The sequence below is a fragment of the Alteraurantiacibacter palmitatis genome (genome assembly GCF_037154115.1).
GTDB lineage: Bacteria > Pseudomonadota > Alphaproteobacteria > Sphingomonadales > Sphingomonadaceae > Alteraurantiacibacter > Alteraurantiacibacter palmitatis.
Window position 1 is genome coordinate 196,839 of sequence record NZ_JBANRO010000003.1, and the last position, 22,437, is coordinate 219,275.

Genomic DNA, 22,437 nt, shown 5'->3' on the forward strand with positions numbered 1-22,437 from the left:
CCGGAGGGGCCCCGTCATCCGGACGGACAAGCCAGCGATCGGCAGAAACATGAAAGGAAGCGTGACATGGCTCTTTACGAGCACGTGTTTCTCGCGCGTCAGGATTTGAGCCAGGCTCAGGTCGATGCGCTGGCTGCCAACGCCACACAGATTGTGGAAGGCATGGGCGGCAAGGTCACCAAGACCGAAACCTGGGGCCTGAAGTCCCTCGCCTACAAGATCGACCGTAACCGCAAGGCGCATTATGTGCTGCTCAACATCGAAGGCCCCGGCAATCTGGTGGCCGAGCTTGAGCGCCAGAACCGCATCAACGAAGACATCCTGCGCTGGCTGACCATATCGGTTGACGAGCATGAAGAAGGCCCTTCGGCCATGATGCGCAAGAACGATCGCGACCGTAAGCGCCGCGAACCGCGTGAGGAGCGTTTCTGATGGCCCGCCCGTTTTTCCGCCGCCGCAAGTCCTGCCCGTTCGCGGCCAAGGACGCCCCCGCCATCGATTACAAGGATGTGCGCCTGCTGCAGGGCTTCATGTCCGAACGTGGCAAGATCGTGCCGAGCCGCATCACCGCCGTTTCTGCCAAGAAGCAGCGTGAACTGGCCCGCGCCATCAAGCGCGCCCGCCATCTGGGCCTGCTGCCCTACATCGTGAAGTGAGGGGAGCTTAAACCATGCAAATCATCCTCCTCGAACGCATCGAGAACCTCGGCACCATTGGCGATGTCGTCAATGTGAAGGACGGCTATGCGCGCAACTTCCTGTTGCCGCAGAAGAAGGCGCTGCGCGCCAACGATGCCAACCGCCGCGTTTTCGAAGCCAATCGCGAGCGTCTGGAAAAGGAAAACGCCGATCGCCGCGCCGCTGCTGAAAAGCAGGCCGAGACGGTTGCCGGTGCCGAGATCGTGCTGATCCGCGCCTCGTCCAATTCGGGCCAGCTCTACGGTTCGGTCAATGTCCGCGACGTGGCCGAAGCGCTGGTTGCGCAAGGGCACAAGGTGGACAAGCGCCAGGTCATCATGGGCGCGCCCATCAAGACGCTGGGCGTGTTCAACGTGACCGTGGCCCTTCACCCCGAAGTGCAGGTGACGGTGAAGGCCAATGTCGCCCGTTCGGACGACGAAGCCGAACTGCAGCGCCAGGGTGTCGACGTGATCGGCAATCTTGCCGCCGAAGACCGCGCCGAAGGCGAAGGCTTCACCGAAGAATTCGACCCCAACCGCGAACTGGGCGAACTGCCCCCCGCGGAAGAGGAAGAGGAAGCGGCGGGCGAATAAGCCTCCCCCCCCTTTCAAGTGTTCGACGAAATCAGGGCGCCTCCCCATCGGGATGGCGCCCTTTTTCCTGCTTCAGCCTTGCCGCAAAAACGCCACCAGCCCTGCGCCCAGTTCGGGCATGGTGACACTGGACATATGCGTGCCGGGGATCAGTTGCAGGCGCCCATTAGGCAAGGCCGCTGCCAGATCGGCGGGGGAGCCGTTGTCACGGTCCTCCTCGCCGCAGAGCACCAGCGTGGGCATGGTGATGCGGGAAAGGTCGGCGCGGTCCATTTCGCCGCCCGCCTGAAGCAGCAGGCGCGCCGCGACCGTATCGACCTTCATCGTCTTCATGAAGGAGACCGCCATGAATGCCCGGTCGCCGCGCTTCATTTCGCCCATCCGATCAATCGCATCGATGAAGAAGGCCGAACGGCGGCTCCAGTTGTCGAGGCTTTCCAGCCCCATGCCCGCCAAGACCAGCCGGCGCGGCGCAAGGCCCGCAATCACCGCAGCGGCGGCCGTGCGCGCGCCCAGCGAAAAGCCGACAAGATCGAAATCCGAAAGCTCCAAAGCCTCCACCAGATGCAGGCAATCGCGCACGAGCACATCGGCCGGATAGGCGGCGGGATCGTGCGGCGCACCGCTTTGACCGTGGGCGCGGTGATCGGGCATGATAGCCGCGAACCCGGCATCGGCGAGGGCTTGCGCATGGCCGAACCTGATCCAGTTCATCTCGGCGCTGGAAAACAGGCCATGCAGCAACAGCACGGGCCGCCCCGATCCCATGCGGTGCACGGCAAGGGAGGTGCCATCAAAGCTGGCAATATGGCTCGTGGTGATCTGGGACACGCGCGGATGATTCCTCAGCTGTTGAACAGTCACCCAAACAGCACTTTGCCATTCGCGCAAGCGGCCTGTCAGCCCGCGCTGGCCTCAGCCCACTGGTCGAACGCTTCCAGCGCCTGCGCGGCATACATGGCCGACGGGCCGGCCCCCATATAGATGGCAAGACCCACCGTCTCGGCAATTTCCTCGCGCGTTGCGCCGGCGCGGTGCGCGGCAGCAACGTGGTAGGTCACGCACGGATCGCAGCGCACCGCGACCGATATGGCAATCGCCATCAATTCCTTGGTCTTGGTATCGAGCGCGCCCGCTTCCAGCACCGCGCCGCTCATCTCGCGGAAAGCCTTCATCGCGCCCGGCGCGCTCTTGTGCAGTTCGCCCACCGCCGGGTTCAGCGCGCGGGCCATTCCCGGCCAATCCTTGAAATTGCTTTTCGCCATTGCTGCCATCCTTTCCCCGCCAGACCTAACGAACTGGCGGGAAAAGGATTTGCGTCAAATCAAGTGGTCGCGTTTCCGCGCTCAGCCCTTCTTGAGGTGGCGGCGGCCCAGCAGCTCGGCAATCTGCACCGCGTTGAGCGCGGCACCTTTCCGCAGATTGTCGGACACGCACCACAACACCAGGCCGTTATCGACGGTGGGGTCTTCGCGCACGCGGGACACGAAGGTGGCGTAATCGCCCGCGCATTCCGCCGGGGTCACGTATCCGCCGTCCTCGCGCTTGTCGACCAGCATGATGCCGGGCGCCTCGCGCAGCAGATCCTGCGCCTTCTTGGCCGAGATTTCGTTTTCGAACTCGATGCTGATCGCTTCGGAATGGCCGACGAACACGGGCACGCGCACGCAGGTCGCCTGCACCTTCACCTTGGGATCGAGGATCTTCTTGGTCTCGACCACCATCTTCCATTCTTCCTTGGTGAACCCGTCATCCAGGAACGTGTCGATATGCGGGATCACGTTGAAGGCGATCTGCTTGGTAAACTTGCGCGGCTCCACCGAGTCACCGACGAAGATGGCGCGGCTCTGTTCGAACAATTCGTCCATGCCCGCCTTGCCCGCGCCGGAAACCGACTGGTAGGTGGAGACGACCACACGCTTGATCGTGGCCGCGTCGTGAAGCGGCTTGAGCGCCACCACCATCTGCGCGGTGGAGCAGTTGGGATTGGCGATGATGTTCTTCTTCTTGTAATCGTCGATCGCGTCCGGGTTCACCTCGGGCACGATCAGCGGCACGTCCGGGTCCATGCGGTAGAGCGAAGAATTGTCGATCACCACGCAGCCCGCAGCGGCCGCCTTGGGGGCATAGATCTTGGTCGCTTCGCTGCCCACGGCGAACAGCGCGATGTCCCATCCGGCAAAGTCGAAATGCTCCAGATTCTGGCACTTCAGCATCTTGCCGGTGTCGCCCAGTTCCACTTCGGAACCGACGCTGCGCGACGAGGCGACGGCAGCCACTTCATCCATCGGGAATTCGCGCTCTGCCAGAATGGCGAGCATTTCGCGCCCGACATTCCCCGTGGCGCCCACTACTGCAACACGATAACCCACAAAAACCTCCATCAAATCATTGATGCGCAAGGAAAAGGGGCGCTCCCGACCGTTCCGTCAGGGCGCCCCTTCTCACCGATACAAATTGGTTGTTTCGAGAAGACGGCCCTTACTGGCCGGTAATCTCCCGGCGCTCGGCAATGCGAGCGCGTTTGCCGGTGCGGCCGCGCAGATAATACAGCTTGGCACGACGCACGATGCCGCGGCGCACCACGGTGATCGAATCGATGTTGGGCGAATAGAGCGGGAACACACGCTCCACACCTTCGCCGAAGCTGATCTTGCGGACGGTGAAATTGCTGTTGATCGAGCGGTTCGAGCGGGCAATGACCACGCCTTCGAACATCTGCACGCGGCTGCGCGTGCCTTCCACCACCTTCACGCCCACGCGAACCGTGTCGCCTGCGCGGAAATCGGGGATATCCTTGCCTTCTACCAGAGCGCCGATGGCTTCGGCTTCCAGTTCCTGAATCAGACCCATGGTCGTCAGTCCTCAGTTTCACGCCGCGCATCAGAGGCAGGCTGGTCCCGAACGCCACAATGGCGTTCCCAAAGGTCCGGCCTGCGTAACCGTGTATCATCTTCTGCCTGTTGTTTCCGCCAGGCAGCGATTTTCGCATGATCCCCCGATCGCAGCACTTCAGGGATCGTGCGCCCTTCCCATTCAACAGGACGGGTATATTGCGGATATTCGAGAAGGCCGCTTTCGAAGCTTTCCTCGATACCGCTGGAAGCCGCGCCCATTACGCCGGGAATGAGGCGAATGCAAGCATCAAGAATGGCCAGCGCGGCAGGCTCTCCGCCCGACAGGACGATGTCGGCAAGGCTCACCTCCTCGACATTGCGGGCGGCAAAAATCCGCTCGTCAAACCCCTCGAACCGGCCGCACAGGATGATCGCGCCCGGGCCTGCGGCAAGCTGCCGGATGCGGTCTTGCGTGATCGGCTTTCCGCGCGGCGTCATCGCCAGAACGGGGCGGCCATCGGCAACGCTGTCGATCGCGGCGGCGAGCACATCGGCTTTCAGCACCATGCCGGCCCCGCCGCCTGCGGGCGTATCGTCAACCGTGCGGTGCTTGTCGTTGGCGAATTCGCGGATCTGGATCGTGTCGAGCGTCCAGTCCCCTCTCTCCAGCGCGCGGCCAGCAAGGCTTATGCCCAGCGGCCCGGGAAACATTTCCGGATAGAGCGTCAGGACGGTGGCGGCGAAAGTCACGGCTCGGCGCGCCGCTGGCCCAGCATATGCCCCACCATGCCCAGGCCAAAGCCGCACAAAAGCGCCATCACGCCAAACACCAGCGCCGCCGCGACGCCAAAGGGCGCGGCATTGCCGCTGCTCACGAAACTTGCCACCAGCAGCGCGAACACCGCCAGCAGCGGCAGGCTGGCCAGCAGCGCGGCGGTGAAGGCGGCCATGGCGGGCCGCTTTCGGGCCAGCGCGAAACCCGCCGCAACCGGCATGGCGAGCGCAAGAAGGATCAGCAGCGCGGCCATGGTCAATCCTCCAGAAAATCGGCAGATACAACGAGGCGCGTGGCATCCCAATGCGGCACGGCTTCCACCCGCATGGGCACCATGAAGCGTCTGGGCCGCTGGCCTTCTGGCGCTGGCCGCTCGATCTCGATCACATCGCCCGCGCCGAAATTGTCGACGGCGATCACGGTGCCCAGCGGTTCGCCCGCATCGGAGACGGCGGCAAGGCCGATCAGGTCGGCATGGTAATATTCGCCCTCGGCCAGCGGGGGCAAAGCCTCGCGCGGAACGGCCAGCGCGGTGCCGCGCAGCTTTTCGGCCGCGGTGCGATCGGCACATTCGGCAAAGCGGGCAATGCCGCCGCCCTTGCCATCATCGCGCAGCGATGTGAGAGTGAGCGCACCGCCGTTGAAGGACTTGTGCGCCTTGAGCGACGCAATGCCTTCGCCAAACAGCTTCAGGCGGACCTCGCCCGTCACGCCGTGCGCGCCGGTAATGGCGGCAAGGGTGATATCGCGCCCTGTGGCCCCTCCCACCTGAGGGAGGGGTTTGGGGTGGGCCTGGCCGGACGCGTCATCTTTCGACGCGCCCACCCCCGGCCCCTCCCGCGAGCGGGAGGGGGGTTTTGCCATCAGCCCTGGGCCTGTTCTTCGGTGGCTTCTGCAGCAGGAGCTTCCTCAGCCGGAGCAGCAGCGGCGGCAGCGGCTTCCTCCGCAGCGGCCTTGGCGGCTTCTTCAGCTTCGGCCAGCTTGGCGGCCTTGTCTTCGGCGCGCTGCTTGGCGGCTTCGCCCGGCTCACCCTTCTTCGGGTTGTTGCGCGCGGGACGCTCCTTGATGCCGGCAACGTCGAGGAATCGCGCCACGCGGTCGGTCGGCTGCGCGCCAACCCCCAGCCAATAGCGGATGCGGTCTTCGTTCAGGCGCACGCGGTTGGCATCGTCCTTGGCCAGCATCGGGTTGTAGGTGCCGATCTGCTCCAGGAACTTGCCGTCCCGCGGGGAGCGGCTGTCAGCTGCCACGATGCGGTAGTAAGGACGCTTCTTGGCGCCGCCGCGCGAAAGACGAAGAGAAATTGCCATGTAATATTACCTTTCCAATTCAAACCGTTGAAATTACTTGTTCTTGAGAAAATTCTGAAGTTCCGGCGGCAGGCTGGCCGGGCTTCCATTGCCGAGACCCGGCAAACCGCCCGCACCGCCGGGGATACCGCCCGCGCCGCCCATGCCGCCAGCGCCGCCGAGCAGCGAGGCAAGGCCCTTGATCCCGCCCATCTTGCGGATCTGCTTCATCGCGCGGCCCATTTCCTGGTGCATCTTGAGCAACTTGTTCACATCCTGCACGCTGGTGCCGGACCCGGCAGCCACGCGCTTCTTGCGCTTGGCATTAAGCAGTTCGGGGCGCGCGCGCTCCTTGGGCGTCATCGATCCGATGATGGCATCCATATGCACCAGCACCTTGTCATTCACGCCGCTGGCTTCCATCGCCGCCTTGGCCTTCTTCATGCCCGGCATCATGCCCGCCAGCATTCCGAGGCCGCCCATCTTCTGCATCTGGTTGAGCTGCATACGAAGGTCGTTCATGTCGAACTGCCCCTTCATCATGCGCTGGGCGGCCTTCTCAGCCTCGTCCTTGTCGATGACCTCTGCAGCGCGCTCGACCAGGCTGACGATATCGCCCATGCCGAGGATTCGGTCGGCCACGCGCGCCGGGTGGAAAGGCTCGATCGCGTCGAGCTTTTCGCCGGTGCCGGCAAACTTGATCGGCTTGCCCGTAACCGCGCGCATCGACAGCGCCGCACCGCCACGCGCATCGCCATCCATACGGGTGAGGACAACGCCCGTCAGCGGCACTTCATCGCTGAAGTTCTGCGCCACATTGACCGCGTCCTGCCCGGTCAGCGCATCGACCACCAGCAGCACCTCGGCCGGGTTGGCAACGCCTGCCACCGCCTTCATCTCGGCCATCAGCGCCGCATCGACGTGCAGGCGGCCCGCAGTATCGAGCATCAGCACATCGACATTCTGCAACCGCGCAGCTTCCAGCGCGCGGCGGGCAATGTCCACCGGCTGCTGCCCCGCGATGATCGGCAGTGTGGCGACCGATACCTGTTCGCCCAGGACCTTGAGCTGTTCCTGCGCTGCCGGACGGTTCACGTCCAGCGAGGCCATCAGCACCTTCTTGCCCTGCTTTTCCTTCAGCAGCTTGCCGATCTTGGCGGTGCTGGTGGTCTTGCCTGAACCTTGCAGGCCCACCATCATCACCACGGCAGGCGGACGCACATCGAGGTTGAGCGGGGCTGCATCGGCAGCGCCCGCATCATCGCCGCCCAGCATGGCGACCAGCTCGTCATTGACGATCTTGACGACCTGCTGGCCCGGCTTCACCGATTTCAGAACCGCTGCGCCCACCGCCTTTTCGGTCACGCGGTTGATGAAATCGCGCGCCACGGGCAGCGCCACATCGGCTTCGAGCAGGGCCACGCGAATCTCGCGCATGGCTTCGCGCACATCGGCCTCGCTCAGCGCGCCGCGGCCGCGCAGGCGGTCGAAGACAGAGCCAAGATTGCCGGACAGCGTATCGAACATGGGCGTCGTGCAGCTCCAATAAGCCAAAAGCGAAAAACGCCGGCGGATGAACACTCATCGGCCAGCGGGCAGTTCAGACATCACGCAGATCAGCCTGCGCAGTGTATTTCAGTATTCACCGGAATGGTGGAGCCTAGCGGGATCGAACCGCTGACCTCTACAATGCCATTGTAGCGCTCTCCCAGCTGAGCTAAGGCCCCGAATTTTTCCATTCCTGCCGCACCCTGGGAGGTGCAGTCCCTTGCGGGAAGCGGCCCATTATGGCCGTTCAAGCCGAAGCGCAAGAGGGAATTTTCAGGCCCCTTGCGCTTCGCTTGCCCGTTTACAGATCGTCCGCGTCGTCGTCCGAACCGGTGTCCACGCCCAGATCGTCGTCGCCGCCAAGATCCACATCGTTGTCGGGCGAATCCTCGCCCTCATCGATATCTTCCAGATCGGGATCGGCCAGATCCGCGTCCGCATCCTCCAGCGCGACTTCTTTCTTCACTTCTTCGAACGGGATCGGCTGCTTGGACTTGAGCACGGGTTCAGGCACCCACTGGTTGCCGCATTCGATGCAGACCACGGGATCATCCTTGCCCAGATCATAGAAGCGTTCACCGCATTTGGGGCAGGTGCGCTTGGCGCCCCATTCAGGCTTCACCATAAATCCAATTCCTTCATTCGTCCGCGCAAAGCGTGAGGCAGCGGACGCAAGATGTGCATGCAAAATGCCGGAAGCGCCCCTTTCCCGATTCGCCGGTGAATATCAAGGGCGATAATGGGGCGGCAAAAGGGGATCGCTGTCGCGCCCGCCTTGCCACGGCCCCCCGGCGCTGGCAAGGACGCGCCGCATTTGCGTCCCTCGTGAAAGAAATCGCCCGTGTCCGCATCAAATGTCAGCCTGCCCCAACCCCGCCGCTTTGCCCCCGCCGGGGCGCTTTCGGGTGCGATCCGGGTGCCGGGCGACAAGTCTATCAGCCACCGCTCGCTGATGCTGGGCGCGCTGGCCCTGGGGGAGACGCGGGTAACGGGCCTGCTGGAAGGCGAGGACGTGCTCGCCACCGCCGCCGCCATGCGGGCGATGGGCGCCACGATCGAACGCCTGCCGCACGGCGAATGGGTGATCAGCGGCGTGGGTGTGGGAGGGCTGCTGCAACCTGCCGCGCCGCTCGACATGGGCAATTCGGGCACCTCGACCCGGCTGCTGATGGGCCTTGTCGCCAGCCACGCCATCACCGCCACCTTTACCGGCGATGCGAGCCTGTCCAAGCGCCCGATGGCGCGCGTGATCGAACCGCTCAGCCAAATGGGCGCGCAGTTTTCCGGTGCTAATGGCGACAGGTTGCCGCTCACCTTGCGCGGGATATGCCCCGCCGTGCCGATCACCTACCGCCTGCCGGTGGCGAGCGCGCAGGTCAAAAGCGCGGTTCTGCTGGCTGCGCTAAACACGGCCGGCACCACCACGGTGATCGAGCCGGTGCCGACGCGCGACCATTCGGAACGGATGCTGCGCGGATTTGGCGCAGATCTGAGCGTGACAGAAAGGGACGGAGAGCGCGTCATCACGCTGAACGGCCCTGCCGAACTGTCGGCCCAGACGATCGAGGTGCCGGGCGATCCGTCCAGCGCGGCCTTTTTCGTGGTTGCCGCATTGATCGTGCCGGGCAGCGATGTGACAATCGCCAATGTCGGCCTCAACCCCACGCGCGCCGGCCTGTTCGATGTGCTGCGCCAGATGGGCGGCCAGATCGAGGAAGTGAACCCGCGCGTGGTTGGCGGGGAGCCTGTGGCCGATCTGCGCGTGCGCCATTCCGCGCTCCATGGCATCACGGTAGACCCCGCCATCGCGCCATCCATGATTGACGAGTTTCCGGTATTGTTCGTGGCTGCCGCCCTGGCGCAGGGCACGACGGTGACCAGCGGGCTGGACGAACTGCGCGTCAAGGAAAGCGACCGTCTTACCGCCATGGCCGATGCGTTGGTGCTGGCGGGGGCGCGCGTGGAAGAGCGCGGGGATGGCCTTGTTATCCAAGGCACTGGCGGCACGGCCCTGCCCGGCACGGCAGAGGGGAGCGCCGTTGTGACGCATCTCGACCACCGAATCGCGATGAGCATGGCGGTGGCCGGGCTCGTCAGCTCGGATGGCGTCGAGGTGGACGATATCCGCCCCATCGCCACCAGCTTCCCCAATTTCCTCAGCCTGCTGGAGAGCCTTGGCGGCTAGGATCACGCCGGACTGGAAAGCTTCATCAGCACCAGACCCGACACGATCAGCACCGCGGCCAGCGCGCGCATCGGCGTCACCGCTTCTCCCAGCACCACGATGCCCACGACAAACGCCCCCACGGCGCCGATCCCCGTCCAGATCGTGTAGGCCGTGCCAAGCGGCAGGCTGCGCATCGCCAGCGCCAACAAGCCGAAGCTGAAGATCATCGCCACGATCGTCACGGCGGAGGGGACAGGTTTGGAAAATCCGTCGGACAGCTTCATCGCAAAGGCCCAGACCACTTCCAGCAATCCGGCCACGAACAGGAAAACCCACGCCACGCGCGCACTCCTTTATTGCAAAAGAATGCCGGGCCGTCCCGGTCTTGATTGCCCGCAGGCACGCCGGACGTGGCCAGCGCTGCGCCGAGATAGGGCCGCGAACGGCGGTTCTCAAGCGTGCATTTGCCGGGTACAGCCCTTCCCATGATTATCGCTGTCGACGGACCAACCGCATCGGGAAAGGGCACCATCGCAAAGGCGCTCGGCCGCCATTTCGGCCTGCCGCATATGGATACCGGCCTGCTTTACCGGGCGGTCGGCTATCAGGTGGGCCTGGACGGCGGCGATCCGGATGATGCGGGCGATGCGCTGGCGGCGTGCAATTTCCCGGAAGAACTGCTGGGCCACCCTGCTCTGCGCAGCGAGGCGACCGGAGGGCTGGCAAGCCGCGTGTCGATCCATCCGGCGGTGCGCTCCGCCCTGCTCGAACGCCAGCGCACGTTCGCCGGTCAACCGGGCGGCGCGGTGCTCGACGGGCGCGATATCGGAACGGTCATCTGCCCCGATGCGGATGTGAAGCTGTTCGTTACCGCCAGCGTGGATGCACGGGCAGAAAGGCGCTGGGCCGAAATGCAGGCGCGCGGAGAGGATCACACGCTGGCCGCGATCCGCGAGGATCTGCGCGAACGCGACGCGCGCGACAGCCAGCGCCGCGCCGCGCCGCTCACCATGGCGCCAGATGCGCTGCTGCTCGACACGTCCAGTCTGAGCCGTGATGAAGCGATCGCGCGCGCAATAGAATTGGTCAACGCCGCAACGGGTCAGCAGGCCTGCCCCTGAAATCAGTGCCGGATCGCCGCCTGCACTTCGCGCCGCAGGCCCAGCAGGAAGGCCAGTTCCGCCACCACGAAAAGCGGGCCGACAAGCAGGCTTCTCAGATCATCAAGAAAGGCCGGTTTACGCCCTTCAAAGGCATGGCCGATGAACTGGATCACCCAGCCTGTCAGGAACAGTCCCGCGCCCCAGCCCAGCCAAATGGCCGTGTCACGCGCCGACAGTTCCAGCCCGGCCCCGCAGCACAGCGCCAGCAGCAGCGCCATCACCGCGCCAAAGCGCAGGTCGAGCCGCACATAAAACAGCCCTGCACCCAGTGCCAGAAGCATCGCGGGTGTTAGCGGCAGGCCCACATCCCAGACCGGCCGCGACAGCAGCACGACCACGGCCAGAAAGATCATCGGTATCCCCACCAGATGCGTCGCCACATTGCGCCGATCCTGGTGGTATTCGCCATAGGCGGCGAGATTGCGCTCCAGCGGAGTCATCGCCCCCTCCTCTCTCCTGCACCAAAGAAGGCCAGCCCGCGCCGCGCCTGTCAAGCACCGCTGGCTCAGCGCGACTGGGGCGACCCGGTGTCGCGGCCGATTCGCCTTGCTTTTGCAGCCCCTTTCGCCTAGGCGCGCGCCTGTCCCCAAGGCAGGCTTTCAACGGCTGGCCCCACGGGATGCTGCGGATGGCATACGGCCCCCGTGGCAGTTCGGCCTCTTGGCCCGCTTTTTCGCAATGGTGCGGCAGGCGGAGAAAGACCGGCGGATACAACCGCCTGGCCGGAAAATTGATGATACGGGAATCCCAACCTTATGGCATCCACTGCCAACCCCACCCGCGATGATTTCGCGGCTCTCCTTGACGAACAGCTCGGCGGCGCCGACGGCGGCTTTGAAGGCCGCGTGGTCAAGGGCACTGTCACCGCCATTGAAAACGGCTTTGCCGTGATCGACGTAGGCCTCAAGTCCGAAGGCCGCATTTCCCTGCGCGAGTTTTCCCGCGGCGAGGACGAGCACGGCCTCGTTGTCGGCGGTGAAGTCGAAGTTTTCGTGGACCGCGTGGAGAACGCTGACGGCGAAGCCATGCTGTCGCGCGACCGCGCCCGCCGCGAAGCCGCGTGGGACAAGCTGGAAAGCGAATTTGGCGAAGGCAAGCGCGTTGAAGGGCGCATCTTCGGCCGTGTGAAGGGCGGCTTCACCGTCGATCTCGATGGCGCCGTGGCCTTCCTGCCCGGCAGCCAGGTCGATATCCGCCCGGTGCGCGATGTCGCCCCGCTGATGGATGTGCCCCAGCCTTTCCAGATCCTGAAGATGGATCGCCGCCGCGGCAACATTGTCGTGTCGCGCCGCGCCGTGCTGGAAGAGACCCGCGCCGAACAGCGCAGCGAACTGATCGAAGGCCTGGCCGAAGGGCAGATCACCGAAGGGGTGGTGAAGAACATCACCGATTACGGCGCCTTCGTGGATCTGGGCGGCATTGACGGCCTGCTGCACGTCACCGACATGAGCTACAAGCGCGTCAACCACCCCAGCGAAGTGATCGAGATCGGCCAGACCGTGAAGGTCCAGATCATCCGCATCAATGCCGATACCCAGCGCATCAGCCTGGGCATGAAGCAGCTGGAAAGCGATCCGTGGGAAGGCGTTGCCGCCAAGTATCCCGTGGGCGCGAAGATCAGCGGCGTTGTCACCAACATCACCGAATACGGCGCCTTCGTGGAACTGGAGCCGGGCATCGAAGGCCTGGTTCACGTCTCGGAAATGAGCTGGACCAAGAAGAACGTCCACCCCGGCAAGATCGTCTCCACCTCGCAGGAAGTGGAAGTGATGGTGCTGGAAGTCGATTCCGACAAGCGCCGCATCAGCCTCGGCCTCAAGCAGGCGCAGCGCAATCCGTGGGAAGAGTTTGCCGAAAAGCACCCGGTCGGCTCCACCGTGGAAGGCGAAGTCAAGAACGCCACCGAATTCGGCCTGTTCATCGGCCTGCCGGGCGATGTGGACGGCATGGTGCATATGTCCGATATCGCCTGGGGCATTTCGGGCGAGGACGCGCTGGCCCTGCACCGCAAGGGCGAGGTGGTAAATGCCATCGTGCTCGACGTGGATGTGGAAAAGGAACGCATCAGCCTGGGCATGAAGCAGCTTGAAAAGGGTGCGCCGGCGGCCGGTGCCACCGCTTCAACCAGCGGCCTGAAGAAGAACGAAGTTGTCACCGTCACCGTGCTTGAAGTGCGTGACGGCGGCCTCGAAGTGCAGGTGGGCGACGATGGCGCTACCGGCTTCATCAAGCGTTCGGACCTTGGCCGTGACCGCGACGAACAGCGTCCGGATCGCTTCCAGGTCGGCCAGAAGGTCGATGCCATGGTGATCGGTTTCGACCGTTCGAAGAAGCCGAACTTCTCGATCAAGGCGCGCCAGATCGCGGAAGAAAAGGAAGCCGTGGCGCAGTTCGGCTCGTCCGATTCGGGTGCGTCGCTCGGCGACATCCTCGGCGCCGCGCTCAAGGCGAACAAGGACAGCTAAGCCGGCTCGTCCGGACATCCGGAAATCGGCAAGAATGGGCCCGTCCGCTCAACCGAGCGGGCGGGCCTTTCCTCTAAGGGGCGCTGCGCGTAAGACAGCATCGCCATGAAAGCCTCCTGCCAATGCGGCGCACTGAGCGCACACATCGACGATGCCGCAAACCCGATGACCGTTCTGTGCCATTGCCGAGATTGTCAGCGGCGCAGCGGGTCGCCCTTCGGCGTCATCGCCTACTTCCCGGATGAAGCCGTCAGCCTGCACGGCAAGGCGCAGGAATACACCCGGCCGACCGATGCCGGCAACACCTTCACCAGCGGCTTTTGTGCCACCTGCGGCAGCACACTCTATGCCAGAGCCAGCAAGTATCCCGGAATAACCGGCATAACCGTGGGAACCCTGGCCGATCCCGGCTTCCCAATGCCCAACCGCTCGGTATTTGAAATCAGCCGCCATGCCTGGGTCATTCTGCCCGAAGCCATGCCGCGCCATCCCCGTGGAAGAGACTCCTCTTATGCCGATTGAAGTCCACCAATTCCCCTGCCTCTCCGACAATTACGGCTACCTGCTGCACGATCCTGCCAGCGGCGAGACGGCCTGCATCGACACACCCGATGCGAACGAAAATCTGCGGCAAGCGCGGGCGAAAGGCTGGCGCATCACGCAGATCTGGAACACGCACTGGCATCCCGATCACGCCGGCGGCAACGCGGCGATCAAGGCGGCGACGGGGTGCCGGATTTACGGCCCGGCCGAAGTCGCGGCCAGGTTCCCGCTCGACCATCCGCTGGCTGGCGGCGACAGCGTAACGCTGGGCACGGCGCGGGCGCAGGTCATCGATGCGGGCGGGCACACGGCGGGGCATATCGCCTTCCATCTGCCCGATGCCGGTATTGCCTTTGTAGGGGATGCTCTGTTCGCGCTGGGCTGCGGGCGGATGTTCGAGGGGACGCCGCCGCAATTCTGGAGCTCGCTGCTGCGCCTGCGCGCACTCCCACCCGAAACGTTGCTCTATTGCGCGCACGAATATACCGCCTCGAACGCGCGTTTTGCGCTTCATGCCGATCCGGACAACGCCGATGTGCAGGCCTATGCTGCCGAGGTCACCCGGCTGCGCGCCGCCGGCACGCCCACTGTGCCCTTTCGGCTGGCGCGCGAAATGGCCACCAATCCCTTCCTGCGTGCGGACGATCCGGCAATACAGGCCCGCTGGGGCGGCAGCGAGGCGAGCGAGACCTTTGCCGCGCTGCGGGCTGCGAAGGACAGTTTCTAGGGCGCTGGCGGCGGCATGAAGCCGCGATCGACCATCCAGTCCTCAATCGTAGTCGGCCAGTTCTTGAGCGACACGAAGGCTGTGTTCTCGCCCATATTATAGGCGTGGCCGCCTGCCTGATAGGCGTGAAGTTCGACCGGCGCGCCGCCCGCGTGGAGCGCGGCAAAGATGTCGAGCGTGGATTGCGCACAGCATTCATCATCCAGCGCAGTCGACAGCATCACGGGTGGCGTATCCGGCCCGATCACCTCGCCCGGCATGGCGAGCGGCCCGGGAAAGACAAGTATGCCGAATGATGGCCGCGCATCGCCTGTGTCGATTGGGTCGCCCTCCCCCTCTGGCGGCGCGGGCGGGGAAAGCAGTGTCCAGCGCGCCAGCTCGCCCCCTGCGGAAAAACCCATCACGCCCAGCTTTGCCGGATCAATGCCGAATTCCGCGGCCCGCGCCCGGATCAGGCGCATGGCCCGGTCGGCATCCTGCCGCGAGTCCTCGAAATCCCACGGCGCACCTTCCTCGCGCGCAAGACGGTAATACAGCACGAACGCCGCCACGCCGCGGTCGGCAAACCAGCGGGCAACATCGTGGCCTTCGGATGTCGTGACAAGAAATTCATGTGCCCCGCCCGGCAGGATCAGCACAGCCGACCCATCGGCGCGCACCGGATCGGCGGGATGAAAATGGATCGACGGATCGTTGACGCGGCGCGTCCAGTATTCGCGGGCGACTTCGGGGATAGCGCGGCGTTCAGCAAAGCCGGGAACGCCATCGGGCCAGAGCGGCACGCGCTGCCCGCTATCCTGCGCTGCAAGAGGCTGCGCAAGCGCCACGAGAAACGCCGCGCCCGCCAGTAATAACCGCATGATTCCCCTCCGCTTTTACCGAAGGAGACAGTGCGCCGGAACATCGCCCGCCGTCAAGCGGGGCGCGACCGAAGCAATCAGATAGCGGCTATAACCTCATCCGCCAGCTTGGCGTCGGCATCGGCGTCGTGACGCTCCGCGATCAGCGCCGCCGCCGCAGCGGTAGAGGCCTGCGCCGCACGTGCGCGCAGATCCGCCACCGCCTGCAATTCGGCTGCCGCGATCTTGCCCTGCGCCATCGCCTCGCGGCGCGCGATCATGGCGGCGGTGTCGGCTTCGGCCTTGGCGATGATGGCGTCCGCCTCGCTGCGCGCATTGGCGAGCATCGCTTCCGCATCCTTCTCGGCCGAGGCGATCTTGGCGGCATATTCGGCGCGCAGGGCTTCAGCTTCGGCGCGCAGGGCCTTGGCCTCATCCAGATTGCGGCGGATCTCTGCGATCTTTCCATCAAGGCCGCGCGCAATCACCTTGTGCACCTTGGCAAAGCCGAACGCGATGAGCAGCAGCACCGCCATCGACAGCGAAACCCACTGATAGGGCTGAAGGCCCAGCAGTTCAGGCTGCGGTGCGGAGTGGCTATCATCGACCAGAACCTCGGCCCCGACACCGTGATGCGGGGACATTTCGAGGGTCGTCGTATCAGGCCCGGCGACCGGAGATGTGGACACATTAGCCATGAGCCAGAGCCTTCTTCACAGCCGCCGATGCAGCGGTCTTGGTCACTTTCACGCCGGCAAGGCGCGCCACGATATCCTGGGCAGCTTCCGCTGCAACGCCTTCGATTTCGGCAGCAGCTTCAGCGCGGGCGGCTTCGATGCGCGCTTCCGCCTCGGCCAGCCGCGCGTCGATAGTGGCCTGCGCGGCGGAAAGCTTGGCTTCGGTCGCGGCCGTTGCCTTGGCCTTGGCTTCAGCAACCAGTGCCTGGGCAGCGGCACGATTGGCGTTTTCACGCGCACGCCACGCGGCTTCCTGTTCGTCCGCGGCATCGCGCGCCGCTTGGGCGGCAGCCAGATCGGTCGCGATCTGCGTGTCGCGCTGGCCCACCGTGTCGAGCACCTTGGGCACCATGCCCTTGCCGACGACAAAATAGACAAGGCCGAAAATGATCAGCAGCCAGAACAGCTGGCTGGACCAGATTTCGGGCAATTGGGCGATCTGGGGCATGGACGGATTCCGTCTGTCAGCGCGAAACGATGTGGCGGAAAATCAGACCGGCCGGGCGCTTCTGCCCCCGGCCGGTAATAGCAATCGTCAGACGAACAGGATGATCATCGCAACGACGAAGGCGAGCAGGCCCAGCAGTTCCGCCGCAGCGAAACCGATGAACAGGCGGCCCTGCTGGCCATCGGCAGCGCCGGGATTGCGCAGCGCGGATTCAAGGAACGAGCCGAACACATTGCCCACGCCCAGCGCAGCCATGCCCGCGCCGATTGCAGCGAGACCGGCACCGACCATCTTGGCAGCTTCGAGATCCATGAGATTATCCTTTCAAATGAACTTGATGAAAAACGGTATTGCGAAACTCAGTGCAGATGCTCGGCATCGTGAATGTAGAGCGATGTCAGCAGCGCAAACACATAGGCCTGAATGCCCGAAACCAGGATTTCCAGCGCGCAGATGGCCACCATCAGCACGAAACTGGGCACACCCACCAGCAAGCCGAAACCGGCACCCGCGCTCCACCCGCTGATCACGAAGCTGGACAGCACTTCCAGCAGCACGTGGCCGGCCATCATGGCGACGAACAGACGCAGCGCGAGGCTGAAGGGGCGGAACAGGAAGGAGATGAATTCGATCGGCGCGATGATGATCGCCATCACCAGCGGCGTTCCGCTGGGCACGAACAGGCTGAAGAAATGCAGGCCATGCTTCCAGAAGCCCACGATCAGCACAATCGCGAAAGACAGGATCGCCAGCACGCCGGTAACGGTGAAATGGCTGGTGAAGGTGAACGGGTGCAGCCCGATCAACCCCAGCGGCATCAGGCCGAGAAGGTTGGCAAAAAGGATGAACATGAACAGGCTGAAGACATAGGGCACATACTTCTTGCCGCCCTTGCCGATATTCGCGTCCACCAGATTGTCGATGAAGCCGGTGAAGGTTTCCACCGCCATCTGCCAGCGACCGGGCACGAGCTGGCGCTTCATGCCGCCGATCATGAAGGCATAAACCGCAATGGCGGCGATCAGCATCCACAGCGCCGAATTGGTAAAGGCAATGTTGAAGCCCGCGATTTCCCAGCCCGCAGAGCCGAACATCGGCTCTACCGTGAACTGGTGCATCGGATCGACCTTAGCCGTTTCGCCTGCCACTGTGTCTACCGTTCCCTAAATGCTCAGCCAGCCGCCAGATCATCCCGTGGGGATCATTCGGGCGGCCGGCTTGAATTCCGGATAATGTTTCTGAAGGCGACCACAATGCCCAAGGCAAGGCCAACCAACAGTCCCCAGGGATTGGTGCCGGTCAGATAGCCGATGGCATAGCCGATCACCGTTCCCCCCAGCAGCCCGCCCAGAAGATCCGCCAAGGCCCGGTTGCCGCTGCGATAGGACGCATCGGCCCCTTGCACCGTGGGGCGGTTGCGCTCCTCCTCGCGGCTCTGGGCGGCTTTCAGCCGCGCCTCGATCGCGTCGATTCGCGCATCTTCTTCGATAGGCTCCCGTGCGGGTTTCTCGTTGCTCATGCCGGCCCCTTCGAAATGCAAGGATATGGCATGGGCAACAAGGTGCCCGCCAAGGGCACGCGCCCCTTAGGCGGGGGTCATGGGCAAGTCAACACGCTGGCAGCGATTGTGCCGCTACGCCGGATGGCCGATGCGCGCGGAGAGGAGCCAGGCCTCAGCGCGGGCAGCGCGAATCGCGCTGCGGCGGTGCGGAGGTGCGGCGCTGCCACGAGCCATCGGGCGCCTGATACATTTCGCCCTCCACCGTGGCGGCAATTGCCACGCAGCCGGCGGTGAAGGCGTATTGTTCCAGCGTCGCACTTTCGGCCTGCGCGCGCTGGACATAAAGCGCGCGGCGGCGGTTGTTGATGTCGTTCACCATCGCCTGCAATTCGGGTGTGGAGGCACCGACAATCCCCAGATAGCCATCCATCTTCTCGCCCACCTGCCCGGCGGCACGCGCAGCGGCATAGGCCGGGTCGCGCTGCGCCATGGCTGGGGTCACGGCAAGGGACAGCGCCATGGCGGCAAAGGCCGAGGCGATTGCGATGCGGGGGGTTTTCATACGGGTCATCCTTCGGTCAAACTCAGAAAATATCGGCGTTCTGCTCAATCGCGTTGCTGGCGTCATCGGCCAGCCGATAGATAACTTCCTGCGTGATGTTGATGTTGAGTTCGATCACGATCGGCTCGGTCGGGGCTTCCAGCGTGATGCACCCGGCCAAGGGGATCGTCCCCATCATCATCGCCATCACCATCTTGGTGCGTTGCAGGCCTGCCCCCCTCATGGTGGCCTTATGCGCCTGCATTGCGCCCCTGGTCAAATTCGTCACGGTCATCGCATGGCCTCTCTTTCGGGGGGCTGAATGGCGGATTCACCCTGGGTTACAGGGGGAGATGAAGGAAATCCGGGCGTCTCTGGCGGCGGTGCATCCGCGCCGTTCACCGAATTGCGGATGACGCGCCCGTCGCTGCGGATCAGGCCCAGTCCGCGCGGGTCGCGCACGCTGGAGGGATCGTAGAGCGAACGCATCGAAGATACCATCTGGTAGAACGGTGCGCGCAGATTGACCACCAGCCGGATCGGCAAGCGCGCCAGGCGACGGGTGAGGAAATTGGTCTGCGCCGTGGCCCCTTGCCTCACGCCATCCAGCCGCACCTTGGTGACCAGTTCACCGGTCAACGGCCCGTCAAGTTCCACCTCCATCCGGTCGTAATTGAGATCGCGCAGCGACTGGAAGGCGAAATTGCCGACAAAGGACAGGTCTTCATAGGTCAGCTGGCCAATATAGGAGACATGGCCGCCGGGTGGGCGCGCGGACAGCAAGCCACCTTGCAGGCGGCCATTGCCCATCGCGTCGAACACCACCGGCAACACGCCGTCGAAAAGGCCCGTTGCCGCCAGATTGTTCAGTTCCATCCGTTCGATCAGGCGGGCGGCTGCCAACCCTTCGATCTGGAAGACATAGCGCCGCTCCTCCGCCGCACCGATATTCATGACGAGCGGCTGCATCGACAGCCTGCCATCGAGGAACGGCCATTCGGCGCTTTCCAGCGCCAGCCGCGTGCCATCGGTCAGCGAGAATGTGACAACCCCGTCATCCACCTCGATACCGGGATTGACCATGCCTATTTCCAGCCGCTGGGCTGGCGCGGTGGTCAGGCCCAGAAGGTCGGTGAAGACCACGGTGCCGCGCGCGCGCTCGACCGGGCCGAAGGCGGCGGCAAAGTCCAGGCCGGTGGAGGAGAACGCCCCGCTGCTGGTGACCGCCTCCGCCGTCCAGTCCACGCGCCCGTTTCCGGTGACGGTTCCGCGCACCAGGCTGACGACGCCATAAGCCAGTTCGGACAAGTCGCGCGGCTGGATCCTGTCGCCAAAGGTGATCCCCGGCACGGCGATGCTGGCGCTGCCTGTCGCATCGTCGAGGCGGTGGAGCAGGGTTACCTCGGTCACAGCCGTTCCCGTGGCGGGATGGCGCAGGGTAAAGGCGCTGGTGATGGCATTGCCTGCCAGCGCCAGCCGCGCGCCCTGCGCGACCAGGGGATGAAACCGGTCGACCTCCTGCCGGTCCTCCAGCCGGAACGCAGCCCCCGCCAGCGACAGCACGCCGCCGGCATAGCGCCATTCCCCGCTCGCATCGCGCACATCCAGCGGAACGGCGGCAAGCAGCACATCGGTGCCGCTGAACGAGCCGGTAATGTCATCGCCCAACTGGGCGGTCAGATCGGCCAGTGTGAAGCGGGTCGGCGCGGCGGTCTCGCCCAGTTCCACCCCAATCGTGCGGGCTGTCATCACGCCGGGCCAGGCGAAACCGACCGCGCCGGTCGAAAGGCGCAGCGGTGTCTCGCCCAGCCGCCCCGTAAGCTGGAGCGCGGGAACCCCGGCGGCAAGCCGCAGACCGCCCGCATCGTATCGCAGGATCGGCGCTCCTGAAGGGGGGCACAGGATGACAGAACGGCCATCCAAAGCCAGATTGGCGAGTTGAAGCTGCGCAAAACGCACCGGCGTGCATCCCGGCCACACGCTCACCGCCCCCGCTGCCGAGACCTGCCCCGTCAAGGGCACTTCCAGCCGTTCCGCAAAACCGCCCGGCAAGGCGCCGCTGGCAATCGCGCGGCCGGCAAAGGTCACCCCGCCATCGGCCCCCTGCCGCAGCGCCAGATCGGGCACTTCCAGCCGGTCTGTCCCCACAGCATATTCGGCCATGCGCAGGCGCAGTTCCAGCGCGCCGCTCTCCTCCTGCTCCATCCGCCCCGCAATCTGCGGCAAACCGCGTCCGCCGGTCAGGATATTGCCCGAAAACAGCGGCACCCCATGCGGCGTAAGACCCACCTGCGCACGCGTCAGCAGGACGAGGCTTTCCCCACCGCGCGCACGCAGCCGCGCTTCGGGAATGACAAGGCCAAGCTGGCCCCCGGCGGTCTGCCGCAGGGTCAGGTTGGCACGCAGCGTGCTGCCGGGAAGCTGCGCGCCCAGCTGCTGGCGAAATTGTGCCAGCAGCGGCTGCGCCAGAGTGCCCGCCGCCCCGGCCTCGGCCCCGGTCAGCGCCGCCAGCCATTGCCCGCCCGGCTGCACATTGCGCCCGTCAAGCTCGGTCTCCAGCTCGAACCGGGCAAAATTGTCGAAGATCCGCAGGCGCCCCTCCGCCTCCAGCCGCGACAGCCGCACCGCATCTGCTGCCAGATCCACACCCGCCAGTTCGAAATCGCTGTTGAAATTGCCCCCCCGGTAGGCAAGACGCGTCTCGCCCGTCAGACTGGCAAGCCGGATGGAAGGCGCGCCAACCATGCCGAACCGCAGACCGGCATCGCCGCGCACGCCCTGCATATCGGCATCGGCGCGCAAGGCCAGCTGCGCCGCCCCGCCATCCACCGCAACGCCGTGCCGTTCGCAGGCCATTCGGGCAAAGCGCAAAGGGCCGGCAAAGGAGGGGCGCTGGTCATCAATGGCAATGCGCCCATACAGCGTTGCCTGCTCCGCCGCGCAGCCCGCGAGCCGCAATTGCGGCGCAACCACCGCCAGTTCCCCCGCGAACCCGTCATCCAGCCGGCCCGATCCGGTCAGGCTCGCCGCCAGCGGGCCGTAATCCCCTTCGATCAGCGCGTGCCCTTCGCGCAGGGTAAGTTGGATCGCCGGGAACACGAACGGTTCGGTGCTGTCGGTGAAAATCAGCGGGTCGAGCGTGCCGAAACTGGGCTGGCCGTCCACGATGCGGCCCCATACCCGCACCCCGTCCAGCGTGATCGCACTGATTTGCGGCAGACCGAAAGTGGCCTTCAACCGCACTTCCGCCGTGTCGATCACGGCATCGGGCTGGGCCGGATCGCCGATGACGATATTGCGCAGCACCTGCACTTCGGGACTGATCGTCTCGACTTCGTAGGTGCCTTCGATCCCCATCCGATCGAGCGTGGCGGCGATGTAATCATCGGCAATGCCCTTGCGCTGCGACCACAAGATTCCCGCCGCAACTGCCAGCATCAGGGCAAACCCCAAGATCGCCTTGCCCAGCGGCAGGCGCGGCCAGTTGCCGCGCGTCGGCGGCATTGGCAGTGGTTCTTCGGTTTCGACCTGGGGCGTCATGCGGGGCAACACTTGCGCGAGCGTCGGCACAAAGGCAATGACTT

General features: G+C 64.6%; 29 protein-coding genes and 1 tRNA gene. 8 read left to right on the forward strand and 22 right to left on the reverse strand.

The features are described 5' to 3' along the window. Positions 1-66 precede the first annotated feature (66 nt). Genes rpsF through rplI form a run of 3 tightly spaced genes read left to right on the forward strand, consistent with a single transcriptional unit; the run spans position 67 to position 1,273 of the window. The gene (gene rpsF, locus WFP44_RS04785) at positions 67-432 is read left to right on the forward strand and encodes a 30S ribosomal protein S6 (RefSeq protein ID WP_336925242.1); all 366 of its coding nucleotides are present in this window, start codon (positions 67-69) and stop codon (positions 430-432) included. Beyond that, positions 432-656 carry a 30S ribosomal protein S18 gene (rpsR, locus tag WFP44_RS04790; RefSeq protein ID WP_336919668.1) on the forward strand — a complete coding sequence of 75 codons (225 nt, stop codon included), beginning with the start codon at positions 432-434 and terminating at the stop codon, positions 654-656. Before rpsF ends, rpsR begins: the two co-directional genes overlap by 1 nt. 14 nt (positions 657-670) lie before the next feature. Beyond that, the gene (gene rplI / locus WFP44_RS04795) at positions 671-1,273 is read left to right on the forward strand and encodes a 50S ribosomal protein L9 (RefSeq protein ID WP_336925243.1); all 603 of its coding nucleotides are present in this window, start codon (positions 671-673) and stop codon (positions 1,271-1,273) included. Between the two features lie 72 nt (positions 1,274-1,345). Here the strand turns inward: rplI and WFP44_RS04800 are convergent, their stop codons facing one another. From WFP44_RS04800 to WFP44_RS04850, 11 genes are all read right to left on the reverse strand, one after another. Next, a complete protein-coding gene (locus tag WFP44_RS04800) occupies positions 1,346-2,104 on the reverse strand; it encodes an alpha/beta fold hydrolase (protein WP_336925244.1) in 759 nt (252 codons plus the stop codon). A 68-nt stretch (positions 2,105-2,172) separates the two neighbouring features. After that, a complete protein-coding gene (locus WFP44_RS04805) occupies positions 2,173-2,538 on the reverse strand; it encodes a carboxymuconolactone decarboxylase family protein (protein ID WP_336925245.1) in 366 nt (121 codons plus the stop codon). 81 nt (positions 2,539-2,619) lie between these two features. Beyond that, positions 2,620-3,645 (reverse strand): aspartate-semialdehyde dehydrogenase, encoded by a 1,026-nt coding sequence (locus WFP44_RS04810; RefSeq protein ID WP_336925246.1) that lies wholly within the window; start codon positions 3,643-3,645, stop codon positions 2,620-2,622. Between the two features lie 109 nt (positions 3,646-3,754). Beyond that, entirely contained in the window at positions 3,755-4,126 is a 372-nt protein-coding gene (rplS, locus tag WFP44_RS04815) for a 50S ribosomal protein L19 (RefSeq protein ID WP_336925247.1), read from the reverse strand. A 5-nt stretch (positions 4,127-4,131) separates the two neighbouring features. Further along, positions 4,132-4,860, reverse strand: a complete 729-nt coding sequence (trmD, locus tag WFP44_RS04820) for a tRNA (guanosine(37)-N1)-methyltransferase TrmD (protein ID WP_336925248.1) — start codon at positions 4,858-4,860, stop codon at positions 4,132-4,134. Continuing rightward, a complete protein-coding gene (locus WFP44_RS04825) occupies positions 4,857-5,138 on the reverse strand; it encodes a hypothetical protein (RefSeq protein WP_336925249.1) in 282 nt (93 codons plus the stop codon). The genes trmD and WFP44_RS04825 overlap by 4 nt, the downstream gene beginning before the upstream one ends. Before the next feature lie 2 nt (positions 5,139-5,140). Beyond that, positions 5,141-5,653, reverse strand: a complete 513-nt coding sequence (gene rimM / locus WFP44_RS04830; protein ID WP_336925250.1) for a ribosome maturation factor RimM — start codon at positions 5,651-5,653, stop codon at positions 5,141-5,143. A 95-nt stretch (positions 5,654-5,748) separates the two neighbouring features. Beyond that, a complete protein-coding gene (gene rpsP, locus WFP44_RS04835) occupies positions 5,749-6,195 on the reverse strand; it encodes a 30S ribosomal protein S16 (RefSeq protein WP_336925251.1) in 447 nt (148 codons plus the stop codon). A 33-nt stretch (positions 6,196-6,228) separates the two neighbouring features. After that, positions 6,229-7,701, reverse strand: coding sequence for a signal recognition particle protein (gene ffh / locus WFP44_RS04840; protein ID WP_336925252.1), 1,473 nt, complete (start codon positions 7,699-7,701; stop codon positions 6,229-6,231). A gap of 124 nt (positions 7,702-7,825) precedes the next feature. After that, positions 7,826-7,901: transfer RNA gene (locus WFP44_RS04845), tRNA-Ala, on the reverse strand. Positions 7,902-8,023: 122 nt separating this feature from the next. Then, positions 8,024-8,347 (reverse strand): TIGR02300 family protein, encoded by a 324-nt coding sequence (locus WFP44_RS04850; protein WP_336925254.1) that lies wholly within the window; start codon positions 8,345-8,347, stop codon positions 8,024-8,026. 216 nt (positions 8,348-8,563) lie between these two features. Here WFP44_RS04850 and aroA point away from each other — a divergent pair, with 216 nt between their 5' ends. Continuing rightward, a complete protein-coding gene (aroA, locus tag WFP44_RS04855) occupies positions 8,564-9,907 on the forward strand; it encodes a 3-phosphoshikimate 1-carboxyvinyltransferase (protein WP_336925255.1) in 1,344 nt (447 codons plus the stop codon). A gap of 2 nt (positions 9,908-9,909) precedes the next feature. Here the strand turns inward: aroA and WFP44_RS04860 are convergent, their stop codons facing one another. Next, positions 9,910-10,230 carry a DMT family transporter gene (locus WFP44_RS04860; protein ID WP_336925256.1) on the reverse strand — a complete coding sequence of 107 codons (321 nt, stop codon included), beginning with the start codon at positions 10,228-10,230 and terminating at the stop codon, positions 9,910-9,912. Between the two features lie 144 nt (positions 10,231-10,374). Here WFP44_RS04860 and WFP44_RS04865 point away from each other — a divergent pair, with 144 nt between their 5' ends. After that, positions 10,375-11,010: a (d)CMP kinase gene (locus tag WFP44_RS04865; RefSeq protein WP_336925257.1), complete on the forward strand. Its 636-nt coding sequence runs from the start codon at positions 10,375-10,377 to the stop codon at positions 11,008-11,010. Positions 11,011-11,012: 2 nt separating this feature from the next. Here WFP44_RS04865 and WFP44_RS04870 read toward each other — a convergent pair whose 3' ends face one another. Next, positions 11,013-11,492, reverse strand: a complete 480-nt coding sequence (locus WFP44_RS04870) for an Mpo1 family 2-hydroxy fatty acid dioxygenase (RefSeq protein WP_336925258.1) — start codon at positions 11,490-11,492, stop codon at positions 11,013-11,015. Positions 11,493-11,807: 315 nt separating this feature from the next. On the opposite strand from WFP44_RS04870, the gene rpsA reads away from it, so the two are divergent. From rpsA to gloB, 3 genes are all read left to right on the forward strand, one after another. Then, positions 11,808-13,517 carry a 30S ribosomal protein S1 gene (gene rpsA, locus WFP44_RS04875; RefSeq protein ID WP_336925259.1) on the forward strand — a complete coding sequence of 570 codons (1,710 nt, stop codon included), beginning with the start codon at positions 11,808-11,810 and terminating at the stop codon, positions 13,515-13,517. Between the two features lie 105 nt (positions 13,518-13,622). Beyond that, positions 13,623-14,039, forward strand: a complete 417-nt coding sequence (locus WFP44_RS04880; RefSeq protein WP_336925260.1) for a GFA family protein — start codon at positions 13,623-13,625, stop codon at positions 14,037-14,039. After that, the gene (gloB, locus tag WFP44_RS04885) at positions 14,029-14,787 is read left to right on the forward strand and encodes a hydroxyacylglutathione hydrolase (RefSeq protein WP_336925261.1); all 759 of its coding nucleotides are present in this window, start codon (positions 14,029-14,031) and stop codon (positions 14,785-14,787) included. The genes WFP44_RS04880 and gloB overlap by 11 nt, the downstream gene beginning before the upstream one ends. Here gloB and WFP44_RS04890 read toward each other — a convergent pair. From WFP44_RS04890 to WFP44_RS04930, 9 genes are all read right to left on the reverse strand, one after another. Then, entirely contained in the window at positions 14,784-15,647 is an 864-nt protein-coding gene (locus WFP44_RS04890; protein ID WP_336925263.1) for an alpha/beta hydrolase, read from the reverse strand. The genes gloB and WFP44_RS04890 overlap by 4 nt on opposite strands. A gap of 77 nt (positions 15,648-15,724) precedes the next feature. Then, positions 15,725-16,324, reverse strand: a complete 600-nt coding sequence (locus WFP44_RS04895) for a F0F1 ATP synthase subunit B family protein (RefSeq protein ID WP_377922910.1) — start codon at positions 16,322-16,324, stop codon at positions 15,725-15,727. Then, complete coding sequence (locus WFP44_RS04900; RefSeq protein ID WP_336925264.1) at positions 16,317-16,811, reverse strand: F0F1 ATP synthase subunit B family protein; 495 nt, start codon at positions 16,809-16,811, stop codon at positions 16,317-16,319. The genes WFP44_RS04895 and WFP44_RS04900 overlap by 8 nt, the downstream gene beginning before the upstream one ends. A gap of 87 nt (positions 16,812-16,898) precedes the next feature. Continuing rightward, positions 16,899-17,123 carry a F0F1 ATP synthase subunit C gene (locus tag WFP44_RS04905; RefSeq protein WP_048885460.1) on the reverse strand — a complete coding sequence of 75 codons (225 nt, stop codon included), beginning with the start codon at positions 17,121-17,123 and terminating at the stop codon, positions 16,899-16,901. Positions 17,124-17,170: 47 nt separating this feature from the next. Then, positions 17,171-17,959, reverse strand: a complete 789-nt coding sequence (locus tag WFP44_RS04910) for a F0F1 ATP synthase subunit A (RefSeq protein ID WP_336919636.1) — start codon at positions 17,957-17,959, stop codon at positions 17,171-17,173. A 53-nt stretch (positions 17,960-18,012) separates the two neighbouring features. Continuing rightward, on the reverse strand, positions 18,013-18,330 hold the full coding sequence (locus WFP44_RS04915; RefSeq protein ID WP_336925265.1) for an AtpZ/AtpI family protein: 318 nt from the start codon (positions 18,328-18,330) through the stop codon (positions 18,013-18,015). A gap of 154 nt (positions 18,331-18,484) precedes the next feature. Next, positions 18,485-18,874, reverse strand: a complete 390-nt coding sequence (locus WFP44_RS04920) for a YdbL family probable chaperone protein (RefSeq protein WP_377922907.1) — start codon at positions 18,872-18,874, stop codon at positions 18,485-18,487. Between the two features lie 22 nt (positions 18,875-18,896). Then, entirely contained in the window at positions 18,897-19,097 is a 201-nt protein-coding gene (locus WFP44_RS04925) for a YnbE family lipoprotein (RefSeq protein ID WP_336925267.1), read from the reverse strand. A gap of 47 nt (positions 19,098-19,144) precedes the next feature. Continuing rightward, the gene (locus WFP44_RS04930) at positions 19,145-22,393 is read right to left on the reverse strand and encodes an intermembrane phospholipid transport protein YdbH family protein (RefSeq protein ID WP_336925268.1); all 3,249 of its coding nucleotides are present in this window, start codon (positions 22,391-22,393) and stop codon (positions 19,145-19,147) included. Positions 22,394-22,437 lie beyond the last annotated feature (44 nt).

Coding starts and splice junctions, on each gene's coding strand:
- rpsF (WP_336925242.1), top strand. CDS start 67: ATGGCTCTTTACGAGCACGTGTTTCTCGCGCGTCAGGATTTGAGCCAG.
- rpsR (WP_336919668.1), top strand. CDS start 432: ATGGCCCGCCCGTTTTTCCGCCGCCGCAAGTCCTGCCCGTTCGCGGCC.
- rplI (WP_336925243.1), top strand. CDS start 671: ATGCAAATCATCCTCCTCGAACGCATCGAGAACCTCGGCACCATTGGC.
- WFP44_RS04805 (WP_336925245.1), bottom strand. CDS start 2,538: ATGGCGAAAAGCAATTTCAAGGATTGGCCGGGAATGGCCCGCGCGCTG.
- rplS (WP_336925247.1), bottom strand. CDS start 4,126: ATGGGTCTGATTCAGGAACTGGAAGCCGAAGCCATCGGCGCTCTGGTA.
- WFP44_RS04825 (WP_336925249.1), bottom strand. CDS start 5,138: ATGGCCGCGCTGCTGATCCTTCTTGCGCTCGCCATGCCGGTTGCGGCG.
- rpsP (WP_336925251.1), bottom strand. CDS start 6,195: ATGGCAATTTCTCTTCGTCTTTCGCGCGGCGGCGCCAAGAAGCGTCCT.
- ffh (WP_336925252.1), bottom strand. CDS start 7,701: ATGTTCGATACGCTGTCCGGCAATCTTGGCTCTGTCTTCGACCGCCTG.
- WFP44_RS04850 (WP_336925254.1), bottom strand. CDS start 8,347: ATGGTGAAGCCTGAATGGGGCGCCAAGCGCACCTGCCCCAAATGCGGT.
- WFP44_RS04865 (WP_336925257.1), top strand. CDS start 10,375: ATGATTATCGCTGTCGACGGACCAACCGCATCGGGAAAGGGCACCATC.
- WFP44_RS04870 (WP_336925258.1), bottom strand. CDS start 11,492: ATGACTCCGCTGGAGCGCAATCTCGCCGCCTATGGCGAATACCACCAG.
- rpsA (WP_336925259.1), top strand. CDS start 11,808: ATGGCATCCACTGCCAACCCCACCCGCGATGATTTCGCGGCTCTCCTT.
- WFP44_RS04880 (WP_336925260.1), top strand. CDS start 13,623: ATGAAAGCCTCCTGCCAATGCGGCGCACTGAGCGCACACATCGACGAT.
- gloB (WP_336925261.1), top strand. CDS start 14,029: ATGCCGATTGAAGTCCACCAATTCCCCTGCCTCTCCGACAATTACGGC.
- WFP44_RS04890 (WP_336925263.1), bottom strand. CDS start 15,647: ATGCGGTTATTACTGGCGGGCGCGGCGTTTCTCGTGGCGCTTGCGCAG.
- WFP44_RS04895 (WP_377922910.1), bottom strand. CDS start 16,324: ATGGCTAATGTGTCCACATCTCCGGTCGCCGGGCCTGATACGACGACC.
- WFP44_RS04900 (WP_336925264.1), bottom strand. CDS start 16,811: ATGCCCCAGATCGCCCAATTGCCCGAAATCTGGTCCAGCCAGCTGTTC.
- WFP44_RS04905 (WP_048885460.1), bottom strand. CDS start 17,123: ATGGATCTCGAAGCTGCCAAGATGGTCGGTGCCGGTCTCGCTGCAATC.
- WFP44_RS04915 (WP_336925265.1), bottom strand. CDS start 18,330: ATGAGCAACGAGAAACCCGCACGGGAGCCTATCGAAGAAGATGCGCGA.
- WFP44_RS04920 (WP_377922907.1), bottom strand. CDS start 18,874: ATGAAAACCCCCCGCATCGCAATCGCCTCGGCCTTTGCCGCCATGGCG.
- WFP44_RS04925 (WP_336925267.1), bottom strand. CDS start 19,097: ATGAGGGGGGCAGGCCTGCAACGCACCAAGATGGTGATGGCGATGATG.
- WFP44_RS04930 (WP_336925268.1), bottom strand. CDS start 22,393: ATGACGCCCCAGGTCGAAACCGAAGAACCACTGCCAATGCCGCCGACG.